The 13,233-nt window shown below is 28.1% G+C and carries 11 protein-coding genes; all 11 read right to left on the reverse strand.

The annotated features are described in order from the left end of the window. Positions 1-15: 15 nt before the first annotated feature. The 11 genes from tkt to B5E92_RS01025 all read right to left on the reverse strand — a co-directional run bounded on the left by tkt (position 16) and on the right by B5E92_RS01025 (position 13,145). Positions 16-1,992, reverse strand: a complete 1,977-nt coding sequence (gene tkt, locus B5E92_RS00975; protein WP_087298546.1) for a transketolase — start codon at positions 1,990-1,992, stop codon at positions 16-18. Between the two features lie 181 nt (positions 1,993-2,173). Beyond that, complete coding sequence (locus B5E92_RS00980; RefSeq protein WP_087298547.1) at positions 2,174-2,410, reverse strand: DUF896 domain-containing protein; 237 nt, start codon at positions 2,408-2,410, stop codon at positions 2,174-2,176. A 229-nt stretch (positions 2,411-2,639) separates the two neighbouring features. Then, positions 2,640-3,923, reverse strand: coding sequence for an EF-P 5-aminopentanol modification-associated protein YfmH (yfmH, locus tag B5E92_RS00985; RefSeq protein WP_087298548.1), 1,284 nt, complete (start codon positions 3,921-3,923; stop codon positions 2,640-2,642). Next, positions 3,923-5,185, reverse strand: coding sequence for an EF-P 5-aminopentanol modification-associated protein YfmF (yfmF, locus tag B5E92_RS00990; RefSeq protein ID WP_087298549.1), 1,263 nt, complete (start codon positions 5,183-5,185; stop codon positions 3,923-3,925). Before yfmF ends, yfmH begins: the two co-directional genes overlap by 1 nt. 155 nt (positions 5,186-5,340) lie before the next feature. Beyond that, on the reverse strand, positions 5,341-7,605 hold the full coding sequence (locus tag B5E92_RS00995) for a DNA translocase FtsK (RefSeq protein ID WP_087298550.1): 2,265 nt from the start codon (positions 7,603-7,605) through the stop codon (positions 5,341-5,343). Positions 7,606-7,686: 81 nt separating this feature from the next. Next, positions 7,687-9,381 (reverse strand): ribonuclease J, encoded by a 1,695-nt coding sequence (locus B5E92_RS01000; RefSeq protein ID WP_087298551.1) that lies wholly within the window; start codon positions 9,379-9,381, stop codon positions 7,687-7,689. A gap of 189 nt (positions 9,382-9,570) precedes the next feature. Further along, a complete protein-coding gene (locus tag B5E92_RS01005) occupies positions 9,571-10,383 on the reverse strand; it encodes a dihydrodipicolinate synthase family protein (RefSeq protein WP_087298552.1) in 813 nt (270 codons plus the stop codon). 2 nt (positions 10,384-10,385) lie between these two features. Next, a complete protein-coding gene (locus B5E92_RS01010; RefSeq protein ID WP_087298553.1) occupies positions 10,386-11,444 on the reverse strand; it encodes an aspartate kinase in 1,059 nt (352 codons plus the stop codon). Next, positions 11,437-12,027 (reverse strand): dipicolinate synthase subunit B, encoded by a 591-nt coding sequence (locus B5E92_RS01015; RefSeq protein WP_087298554.1) that lies wholly within the window; start codon positions 12,025-12,027, stop codon positions 11,437-11,439. Before B5E92_RS01015 ends, B5E92_RS01010 begins: the two co-directional genes overlap by 8 nt. After that, positions 12,014-12,763, reverse strand: coding sequence for an NAD(P)-dependent oxidoreductase (locus tag B5E92_RS01020; protein ID WP_087298555.1), 750 nt, complete (start codon positions 12,761-12,763; stop codon positions 12,014-12,016). The genes B5E92_RS01015 and B5E92_RS01020 overlap by 14 nt, the downstream gene beginning before the upstream one ends. Before the next feature lie 64 nt (positions 12,764-12,827). Further along, entirely contained in the window at positions 12,828-13,145 is a 318-nt protein-coding gene (locus B5E92_RS01025) for a hypothetical protein (RefSeq protein ID WP_087298556.1), read from the reverse strand. Positions 13,146-13,233: the final 88 nt, after the last annotated feature.

A 13,233-nucleotide genomic window follows, 5' to 3' on the forward strand; every position in this document is an offset into this window, starting at 1 on the left:
GGAGTTTAACTCCGATTAAATTATTTCTTTAATATTTTTAATAACGTTTTCAACAGTAAAACCGTATCTTTCAATTACAACATCAGCAGGAGCACTTGCACCAAATGTATTTACTGACATAGTTTTTCCATCTAGACCAACGTATTTATACCATCCAAAATCGCATCCCATTTCAATTGATAAACGAGCGCGTACATTACTTGGTAAAACACTTTCTTTATATTCTGAATCTTGTTTATCAAATAATTCCATAGATGGCATTGAAACAACTCTAACATCAATGTTTTCTTTTAATAATTCATCTTTAGCTTGCATTGCTAAGCTAACTTCACTACCGCTAGCGATGATAATTGCATCAATACGATTTTGTTCTTTACCAACAATGTATGCTCCTTTACAAACTCCTTCATAAGAAGAATCTTCTAAAGTAACAACATTTTGCCTAGTTAAGATTAATGCTGTAGGAGTTTTTTTAGATTCAATAGCAATTTTCCATGCTGCTACCATTTCTTTAGCATCAGCAGGACGAATTACTTGAATATTTGGTAATGAACGTAACATTGTTAATTGTTCAATTGGCTGATGAGTTGGACCATCTTCACCTACGGCAATAGAATCATGTGATAATGGTAAAATAATTGGTAAATGCATTAAACAAGCCATTCTTAAAGCTGCTTTAAAATAATCTGCAAATACTAAGAATCCACCAGCTGAAACTCTAACGCCTTTATGTAATGTCATCCCATTCATCATGGCAACCATTGCAAATTCACGAATCCCAAAAGCAATATTGCGTCCATCATAATTTTCGACACTAAAGTTTTTTTCAGAAGCAATAGTTGTTTTTGTAGAAGAAGCTAAATCTGCTGTTCCTGATAAAAATGTTGGATTTTGTTTGGCAATTTCTTGAATTGTTTCTAATGATGTATTTCTTGTAGCATCATTATGTCCAGCAGGATATTTTTTAATTAACTCTTCAATATCTAATGAGTATCTATCATTGATCGCGTCATCAAATTCTTGAGCTAATTCAGGATATGCTTTTTTGTATTCTTTCATTAATCGGTTCCATTTATTAAAGCGATTACGACCACGTTTAATACATGTATTTGCAAAATCTTCATAAACTTCTTCGGGAACGTAGAATTCTTCATGATCAAAACCATATGATATTTTAGCATTTTTACCATCTTCATATCCTAATGGGCTACCATGTACTTTGCTTGTTCCTTCATTTGCGGAACCATAACCAATTACAGTATTAATGATGATTAATGTTGGTTTATATAATTCTCTTTTTCCTTTACGAATAGCTTTTTGGATTGCATTTACATCATTACCATCGTTTACTTTGATAACTTGCCATCCAACAGCTTCAAAACGTTTTTTAACATCTTCACTAAATGACATTGATAAAGGACCATCTAAAGTAACATTATTAGCATCATATAAAACAATTAATTTACCTAATGATAAGTGTCCCGCTAAAGAAGCTGCTTCATAAGTAACACCTTCTTGCATATCACCGTCACCACATAATGCAAATGTGTAATGGTCAACAATATTAAATCCTTCACGATTAAATTTTGTTGCTAAAAACTTTTCAGCTAATGCCATTCCAGCTGCCATTGGGATCCCTTGACCTAAAGGACCTGAAGAAGCATCTACACCATCAGTGATATCACATTCTGGATGACCAGGAGTTACAGAACCCCATTGTCTAAAATTCTTAAGATCATCAATAGAAATATTGAAACCTGATAAATGTAAAACTGAATATAAAAGTGCTGATGCATGACCAGAAGCTAAAACAAAGCGATCACGATTGATCCAATCTGCTTGTTTATGAAAAATATTCATTTCTTTAGTAAATAAAGTATACATAGCTGGTGCCGATCCTAAAACCATTCCTGGATGTCCAGAATTAGCTTTGTTAATTGCATCAATACCTAATGCACGAATTGCTGCTATTGATAAACTCGATCTTTCCATTAATTTTCTTTTCTCCTTTTTTCACAAAAACTCAACTCTATTATACACAAATAAAAAAATAACGCAATATTAGGTTATTTTAAATGTAGAAAAATATTAAGAAAGAATTAAGATAAATTAGTTAATTAAAATTATGTTGATTATTACTACCAAATTAAAAAGCGAACTAAAAAAAATTCGCTTAATTTAATTTTTTAGACTGTTCACTTTTTAATTTTTTTGGAGTTACATCATTACCTTTTTCATCAACAATTTTAATACCCATTAATTGCTGTTTAAAATTACCACGAAAAGCTTTTAAATATTCTTGTCTTAATTTAGCTTGTTCGTCTAATTCTTTTTTTGTAATAGTACCCTCTTTTTTCTTTTTAGCTAATTCATTAATTCTAGCAATTAATTTTGGATCTATTTGACTCATAATCTTTCTCCTTAAATAAAAAAGGAAGAGAGTTTTTAGATATTTCCCTGTTTTGTACAGGTGGGCACCTTTAAATTAGCTTTAGGATCCCTATTCGAAGACAGGTTTTCAACACCACCATTTAAGTCAGGTTCCCTTATCTATGATGTGGAAATTTATTTACTCTCTTACCACCGTTATTATAACATAAGCACTTCTTGTGTCAACTATTTTAGATTTAACGTTTACCTTAATGATTTTTTTTCACGATACAAACACTAGTATATTGCAAATCAAAATATTTAAAAACATCGTAAATATCATCTATTTCTAATTTTGCAACTTCATCAACTAAATCAAAAGCATTTGTTCCTTCAAAATAGTAACGACTAAATAAATTAGCAATACTTTCTGGACTATTAAACATATTAATAAATAAACCAATATTTTTCTTTTTAATACGATTAAAGTCTTCTTGATCAATTTTAATTGTATCAAAATCTTTGATTAAATCTAATAACTTTTCTTTTAGTGTTTCATAATCATTGCAATCACAACCAATCTGAATAAATGCATAATCACGTTCTTGTGTAAAACTTGCGCTAAAAGAATCATTAATAATGCCTTGATTTAACCAATCATTGTATAATTTTGCACTTTTAGAAAATAATAGATCAAATAGTAAGTTTAACGCTAATTCTCTTTTGATTTTATCTTTAGGATTTTCCAGAATTTCATTAACTTTAATTGAAACAATTATTTTATTCATTTCAACATCCATAGTTAATACTTTTTCTTTTGTTTTAATTTCCTTAGGCTCATTTACTTTTTTCAAGACAATTGGATTAGCTAAACTAAAATTCTTTTTATCCTGATTTTCTTTAATTGTAGCCATCGCTTTATCTGGATCAATATTTCCAACTACAAAAATCATCATGTTACTTGGATGATAAAAAGTGTTGTAGCATAATTCAAGCATATCCTTATCAGTACGATTTACTGTTTCTACAGTTCCAGCGATGTCAACAGCAACTGGGTGTTGTTGATATAAATTTTGAATTGAACCAAAATAAACTTGCCAGTCTGGATCATCATCGTACATTTTTATTTCTTGACCAATAATCCCCTTTTCTTTTTCTACACTTTCAGGGGTGATTTCTAATTTTTGAACAAAGTCTAGTAATAATTCAATACAAGCATATTCGTTTGAAGTAGTACTAAATAAATAAGCTGTACGACTTGAAGATGTAAAAGCATTAGTACTAGCTCCTAACTTAGCAAATTTTTCTGAAGCATCACCATCACTCATATCAAACATTTTATGTTCTAAAAAATGAGCAATTCCGTCTTCAACTTTAATCATTTCATCTTTATTTAAAGGAATAAAAGTTGTATCAATAGCTCCAAACTTAGTTGAAAATAATCCATAAGTTTTTTCAAAACCCATTTTTGGTAGAAGATAAACTTGTAATCCATTGGCCATTTTTTCATGATATAAAGTTTCTTTTAATGTTTCAAAATATATCTTTTCCATTATTTATCACTCCCTGTAAGTAAAAAGATTGTATCTAAATGAACTTTTTTACTAGCTGCAATTATTTCTTCTTTAGTAACGCTCATTAATTTTTCTAAATATTCATCATTAGTTTCTTGAATATTAGTTAAATCACGATTGTATGCTAAAGTAATTAAACTAATTGGTTCATCTTTAGTTTTAGTTAATGAACTTTTTAACATTAATTTAGCCAAATTAATTTCATCATCATCAAATTTACCGTCTTGGAAGTTTTTAAGTTCTTGAGCGATTAAATCTAATGTTTTTTGATAATCTTTTCCTTCAATTCCTGCATTAACAGTCATAATACCACTAAAAGCACCATAGCTTGAAGAAATATAATAGCATAAACTATGTTTTTCTCTAACTACTCTAAATAATCTTGACTGTGAAAAACCACCAAACATGGCATTAAAAACAGTCATTGCATAAGTTCCAGGATCACTAAAGTTGCAATCTACTACATAACCAATATTTAATTTAGATTGAATAATGTCTTGTTTTTCAATTACTTCTAAAACTTCTTTTTTTGTTGATTTAAAATTAGTAACTGGATAAACAGCAGCTGGGTTAGTTTTAAATTGTAAGTTTTCTTTAAATGTTTCAACTATATTTTCATTAACATCACCTACAACATAGATATGTTTTGAATCATTTTCAATGCATTCTTGTAAATATTGATACAATTCTTCATTAGAAATTTGATCGATTTCATCGATATAGCCATTATTACGAATTGATAAAAAGCCACCTTCACCCATATTTGTAAATAATTGATCAATACCATACATGAATTTATCATCATTTTGAGCAATTAAGCGTTCTTTCAATTCTTTTTTCTTAATATTAAATGTTTTTTCATCAAATTTGCCATCTTTTACATTAGGATTAAATAATACATCGTTAAACATTTTTATCTGTTCTTTTAATAAATCTTCTTGATATGGTAAAAAAGCTTCATTAATACAAACACTAGAAATATTTAACACTTGCCCTATTCCTTTTGTTGCAAGATTTGTTCCAAAACTCATTCCATATAAATCTTCTAAATGTCTTGATAAAGCTTGGGTTGAAGGATAATTTTGAGTACCACCTGTCAACATGAAAGCCAATAAAGAACGTTTAGTAACATTTTCTCTTGTTAATTTGTTTTCTAATTTCAATGACATTGTTATATTTTTAAACTTTTTAGTTGGAATTACATGTAATGTATATCCTGATAATTGATAACTTTTTTTCATAAGACACTCCTTTACAAACATATATGATATTATACACCAATTTAACAAAATTAAAATTAAAATACAAAAAAATAAGACCGTAATTAAAATTAATCAAGCACTATTAAAATAAAAAAGACTTCGCAAAATGAAGTCTTAAATCATAAAATAATAAATTAAATATCTTCTTCTTGATAACCACGTATATACACTTCTCGTGGTTTAGAACCTATTTGAGGCCCAATAACGCCCTCAGCTTCTAGCTGATCAATAATTCGAGCAGCCTTATTATAGCCAATTCTAAATTGGCGTTGTAATAGCGAAGTACTAGCCTTTTGAGCATTGATTACAAAGCTACGACACATCTCATATTCAGCATCTTCCTCTTCTTCTTTAGATGAAGAAGCAAAAGTACTAGTATTTAATTTAACATTTATATATTTTTCATCATAATTAGCTTCCTGCTGACTTGAAGCATAGTCGACAATTGCACTGACTTCTTCATCAGAAACAAAGGCTCCCTGCACTCTTATCGGTGAACTTGATCCCATTGGTGAAAACAGCATGTCTCCTTTTCCTAATAACTTCTCAGCTCCAGAAGCATCTAAAATAGTTCTCGAATCAACGCCAGAAGAAACAGCAAAAGCAATTCTTGATGGAATATTAGCTTTTATTACTCCAGTAATAATATCAGTAGAAGGTCTTTGCGTCGCCACTATTAAATGTATACCTGCAGCCCGGGCCATTTGAGCAATTCGCATGATACAGTCTTCAACCTGTTTACTTGCAACCATCATTAAATCAGCAACCTCATCTAATATAACAACATGGAATGGTAATAATTCTAATTGTTCATCTTGCGATAATTCATTATTCTTTTTATTTACGTATGTATTATAAGATTCAATATTTCTAACATTTGCTTTGGCAAATAAATCATAACGGCGTTCCATTTCAACAACTACTTCTTGTAAAACTGCTGCTGCTTTTTTAGGATCAGTGACAACCGGTGCTAATAAATGAGGAATACCATTATAGTTTGTTAATTCAACTTTTTTAGGATCGACAAGAATGAATTTTACTTCATCTGGACGAGCACGCATTAAAATACTACAGATTATCGTATTTACGCAAACTGATTTTCCACTACCAGTAGCTCCGGCAATTAAAAGATGAGGCATTTTATTTAATTCAGCATAAATAATTTTTCCACTAACATCTTTACCTAAAGGAACTAATAATTTACTATTTTGATATTCTAATGGAATATCTTTAATTACTTCTTTGAAGCTTACTGTAGTAGCAACACTATTAGGAATTTCAACACCTACAGCCGCTTTACCTGGAATCGGTGCTTCAATTCGAATATCTTTAGCTGCTAAAGCTAATTTAATATCATCTTGAAGCTGCATAATTTTATTGACACGTGTTCCTGTTTCTAATTTTAATTCATATTTAGTAACTGATGGACCAATAAAAATATCACTAATAGAAGCATTAACACCAAATTGATGAAGAACATCAGTTAAGGTTTCAGCTTTGGTTAGCGCATTATCTTTATTTTTAGTAGTTTTCTTTGCTGTCGAATTTTTTAATAAATTAAGTGGTGGTAATCGATAATTTTTATTAACACTTTTTTTATTTTTTTCTTGTGATTCATGAACTTTAGGTTGTTTATCTTTGATTTCCAATGTCATTGATTCATCGTTAAACTCAAATGTTGCAGGAATATTATCATCTTCTTCTAAATGTATCTTTGCTGCTGGTTTAGCACTTTTTTTAGTTTTCTTCTTTTTATTTTCATCTTCAAAAATTTCTTCTGGAAAGAATACTTTTTCCTGCTCTTTTTTTCTAGAAAAGAAATCAACAAATTTACTGTTTGTCTTATTATTTACGTCTTTAACAGTCTTGTGTATTTTGTTTATTTTTTTGTAATGATCAATATAAAATTTACTTCCTAGTAATGCAATTCCAATAACTAAAATAAAACCTGCAGCAATCATTGCACCAGTTTTATCAAACAATGCGCTTAAGATACCATAAAAAATAGCACCTAAAAAACCACCACGATTACATGAGGCTGTATTTATATATTGATTGATAACTTTTATTCCAACCATTGTATCATCATTAAAAGACGACATTAATGTTAAAATTGCACCAATTACAAGATATAAACCAACTGCTCGGGGATTACTTAGTTTTGGCATTTTGGCTTTATAAATAACATAACCACTTAACATAATTAATAATATATAGCCAATTCCCACAAAATTACCAATTAAATAAGTACATAAAAAATTTAATTGTTGTCCAATTGGTCCTAGCTTCATGGCACTTACAACAATTAAAAACAATCCAACAGCAGCAATAATGCGCATTTTTAGATTTTCACTTATTTGTTCTTGTTTGGATTTTTTTGAACGACTTGTTTTTGCCATAACTCTTTTCACTCCCAACTTAACTTCATCATTATAACACAGGCAACCACTATGAAAAAGAAAAAGCAAGAATAAACTTGCTTAAACTTCAATTATAATTGGTAAAACAACTGGTTTTTTTCCGGTTTCTTTAGAAATATATTTATTAACTTTATCCTTAATTGTCTGACGAACTTCAATCGCTTCTAATTTAGGATTGTTTTTCATTTCAGCAACACATTTTTCAGAAATTTCAATAATTTCTTTAATTATGTATTCTGAATCTCTTAAATAAACAAATCCACGTGTCTGGACATCAGTATTAGCAATAATATCACGAGATTGACTATCAATCGTAACGCCAATAACCACAACGCCATCATTAGATAATTGGATGCGATCATCAATTACTTTATCACCAACATCACCAACCCCGATACCATCAATCATAACATCTTCAACTTCAATAGTATCACGGTAATCTTGTAATTTTCCATCGATAAATGTCAATATTTCCCCATTATCAATAATTCCCACATTTTCAAAAGCTATTTCCATACTTCGAGCAATATCTAAATTAGAAATAAAGTGCTGATATTCCCCTTTAATTGGAATAAAATATTTAGGTTTGAAAATTTGAATGATAACTTTAATATCTTCTTGTGAAGCATGCATTGAACACAATTCTTTATTTTTCAAAACATGAATATTAGCATCAGTTTTATATAACTCATTAATTGCTTTATTAGCGATTTTTTCTGTCCCTGGTATAACTGGTGAAGCAACAATAAATGTATCATTTTCATTTAATTTTAATGATTCATCGCCACCATCAATTATATCTAAAATATCATGATAAATTCTTTGTGGGGTTCCACTTAATAATACAACTAAATTATCATCAACATTTTTCTTACCAATATCAGTTGAAAAAGCAATAATTTCTTTAGGAATTTCAATAACTGCTTTTTTTAACTGTTGTCCGATACGAACAATACTATTAGTGCTATCGTATTTATCGCGACCATAGAAAACTATTTTACGACCATATTTTTTGGTCAATTCAACAATTTCTTTAGTTCTAAAAATATTTTGGGCATAGCTTGTAATTATGATTCGCCCTTCACTATCTTCAAAAATATGATCTAATTTGTCAGTTAATTTATGCTTTGGTGAAGTATATCCGGAATTTTTAGAATAAGATGATTCGCAAAGTAATGCTAAAACACCTTTTTTTCCAATTTCCATCATTTTCTGGATATCGCATCTAAATCCTTCAGGAGCACCAAAATCAATAATGAATTCACCGCTATAAACAATATAACCATTTTCACTCCAAATAGCTACTCCTACACTTCCAGGAATAGAATGAGTTACTGGGAAAAATTCAACTGGAATATCACTAATGATAATAGAATCATTGCGCTTTACTCTTGTAATATTGTAATTTAATTTTAAATTATTTTGTTTTTTATACCGTTTCAACATTTGTTCAATCAAATCAGCTGTTAAAGCTGGTGCATAAATTGGCACATCGATTGTTTCTAATAAATATGGCAGGGCTGCCATAACATCATCATGACCGTGAGTAATAATTACTGCAACTACACGATCTTCATTTTCTTTTAAAAAATCAAAACTAGGAATTATTATATCAACACCTAATTTACTAACTTCTGGGAAACGAAATCCAGCATCGATAATAAAGATTTTTTCATTTATTTCAATGCAATACATACTTTTACCCATTTCCGCTTGGCCACCAAGTGGAATAATTTTTACACTTTCTTTACTCATTTTTACCTCCATTATTATATTATTAGTCATTTATTAGTACTTTATTATTGTGTGTGGTTTAACCATATTATCATATTTAACAAATGTTTACTAATACTTTCTATTCTAATTGTAACAAAATTCTTTCTAAAATTAAATTAATTTGTTTGGTATATTATTAACCGCCTTATATATTTTAGTAAACAAAGATCAATTAATTGTCATTTTTAATAATCTATCGATATTATTTTTTAATTCTATACTGATATTTGATAATGGAAGTCGTGTAAAACATTCAATATTTTCACTTTGACTAAGAGCATATTTTAAGGTACTAGTAATATTTTCCTGATAAAAATATTTTAATAATAACATTAAATAATCGTGATCTACTTTATTTGAAGAAGTAATTAATTTTTTTATATTTTGATAATTCAAATTAGCTAAACTACTGATAATTCCTGATTTTATCTGGTAATGAAAATCTTTTAATAAAGTTTCATCATAAAAAACATCAAAATTGTCAATATGGTCTATTACATGATATTTACATATTATTCCAGCAATATTTTTGTGTTCCTGGACTAATTTAGAAATAGTCTGTTCATTAATTTTAACCTTTTGACAATCTTTAATAATAATTTTTTTATTAGTTGTTAAAGCGATAAAATTAAAATGTTTAAATATTTCTTGTTGTTTTAAACCAGAAACTTCTGGAATTTTAATAATAAAACCATTTAGATTTTGTAAATCACTTAGGTTATTGATTTTTCGAATTACTTTTTTGGTTGATAAATCATTGATAACTGTATAAATATTTATTTGTGGATAATGAAAACAAAAATAACGTAAAAAATGTTTCAATTCTAAAAAACTTAGTGTTGCTCCTTCTCCAGTATTACCACCAATAACAAAATTATTACACCCCTGTTCAATTAAACGATCGATCAATTCTTTAGTTTTATCATAGTCAATAGTATCATCAGCTTTAAATGGGGTTAGTAAATTAATAAATATTTTTATTTTTAATCACTCCTAACAATTATATCATGCAGTAAGTTTAAATCCTGGTGCCAGTTTTTTTCTTCAACATAATAACTAGAAGTTTCATTTTGAGATATGATTGCAAATTTATCAAGAAAATTACGATATATTTCATCTTTATCAAGACCACAGCCAACAAAATGAACTTTGGCATAGTTTTTGATTTTAATAAAAGGTGTTTCTAATTTTTTTAAATTTTCTGTTGCAACAAAATAATTTTTACCATAACAATCATTTAAATATTTAAGATCATTAGAATTAATTGTTTTTTCAAAATGAATCAAACAATAATCAAAGTCAATTGACATTGTCCTAATACTAGTATCATCATGATTAATCAAAGTTCCAATTTGATCATTTAAATAAGAACGAAGTTTAATTTTAAAACCAATTTTTTTATATCCTTCATTTAAAGCTTTATAACAAATAATCCTTGCTTTATGTTTAGCTAAATCTAAAGCCTGTTTATAGCCAACATGACAAATTAATTTAGAATCATAAATATATTTAGGATCTCCAGTATATATTCCACAAACATCACTAAAAATATAAACTTCATCAAGGTTTAACCGCCGCGCTAAATAAACAGCTGTATAATCACTATCACCTTTTTCTAAAATCTTTAAATTACCACGATTATCAATTCCTTGAAAACCAGGAACTATAATAATATCATACGTTTCAAAATATTTTTTAATCCTGTTTTGGTTAACATTTACTAATTTATTTTTATGAGTTTTTAATTCAATTTGTCTTGATGATACGGAAATAGCTTTTAAATGCCGTTTTTTTAGTTCATTAGACAAAATTATACTACTAATGATCTCGCCACAACTAAGCAAACGACTATATTCATCACTGTTTACCTGGCTAACTAACGATTTTAATGTATCAGTTGCATATGGGTCAGGATAACGACCCATTGCACTAGTAACAATTAATAATTTATCATCAGCATATTTTTTAATTATTTCGATGACCTTATCAATAGATTCTTGATTTTGTAAACATGTTCCACCAAATTTTAAAACTTTAATCATCTTTATTCCCTTCTAATACCGGTTGAATCTGTTTGTTATTTAATGCATTTATTAATGTAGGAATAACAAGATTTTCATCAAAAAGCATACTGTTTGGTTTTTTTATATAATCATCTTGATACATTGGTACTAAATAGAAATGCTTTGTATTTAATAGTTGCATTATATTTTTTCCAGAGTTGCTTAAAGCATCATTAGTTGCTATTGCTAGTACAACGTTATGTTCATTTCGTAGTGTTGATTTACAAGCCATAGTTACAGCGTTATCATTTAAACCATATGTCAGTTTAGCTAAAGTATTACCACTACATGGCATTACTAACATGATATCCAAAGGAATTTTAGGACCGAAAATTTCACTATCAACAACATTATCAATTATTTTACGTTTGGATAATTTTTCTAATTCTTCAATTAATTCATCAGCTTTATCAAAGCGAGTATCACATGTTAATATTTTTTCACTTGCAAAAATATATAAATCACATTTTAACTTACTTAAATCTTTTATTACTGATAGTGTTTTTTCTAACGAGCAAAAAGATCCAGTTAATCCGATTCCAATTTTTTTATTTTCCAGCATAACGATCAACAACTTTCTTAATAGCCTGATATAAAACTAAAGCACTGCTTTGATAAGCATATTTTGTTGGTAATTGTTTTAATAGATGATAATTTTCATCACGATCTTGAATGTTCATACCATATGGTTTAGAAGCGATATCATAAATTTTGCAACCTGGTTTTTTGGTACTTAATATTTGTCTAGTTAAAATCTGCTTTGGAATAGTATTAATAACATAATCATATTTATCTAGGTTCAAATGTTTTAATGAATGATATGAATATCCTTTTTTTATTACTTCATCAAAGTAATGGTTATTGCGATTAGCAATAGTGATCTTAGCTTTAAAAGCATCTAATTTATTAGCTAAATCTTTACCACAATGACCATAGCCTAAAATCAATACTTTAGCATTCGCTAACGAAATTTTATTATCTATAATCATATAAGCTATTAATGCTTCATCACAAATAAAAGTATTTTCCCAAACAAAATCATCATCATGATATAAATATTCATAATTAAAACCTTTTAATTTACTTAAATAAGATAATCGTTGATTTTTTAATAAAGTTATTACAATAGCATTGGGCTTAAAATCAACTTGTTCAAATCCAGCACCATCACGTCCTAAATACAGAATGTGACATACATCTAACATATTAATATTAGTTTCAACGCGATGACCATCTGCTTCTATTAACTTAGCTAAATACTTACAGCGATTATCATTTCCATTAATATAAACTATCATATTCCACCTCTACTATAAAATATGATTATTTTATTAGTTTGTTACTAAGTTGACTAAATAAAAGTCAACTTAGTAAGTTTATACCAATTTCATCGCATAGCATTCCTAAAATTAATTCAATTCGCTTTTCTAATTGACTAACAGCTTTATCAAGCATATCTTTTTCATTATTTTGATTAACTGATTCTTCAACTAAATAATTAATTTTAACAACAAAAACATTTTTGTTATGCTGTATTAATGAAATATGATAGTCAATTTCTAACTTTTTATCCTTGTTATAGCTATAACCAACTTTTATTAGTGCGCTAATTTTAGAACCATCAATTACTTCACTCTCATTAACTACATTGGCATGGATACTTTTTAGTCTAATTATCATTTTAATTCCTCCTTTACTAGTATTTACTTTTTAAAATATATTTTTTCTTTTATTATTTGCTTTTTTTCTATTTTTATTAGAATGTTTT

The sequence above is a fragment of the Erysipelatoclostridium sp. An15 genome (assembly GCF_002160675.1).
Lineage (GTDB): Bacteria > Bacillota_I > Bacilli_A > Erysipelotrichales > Coprobacillaceae > Thomasclavelia > Thomasclavelia merdavium.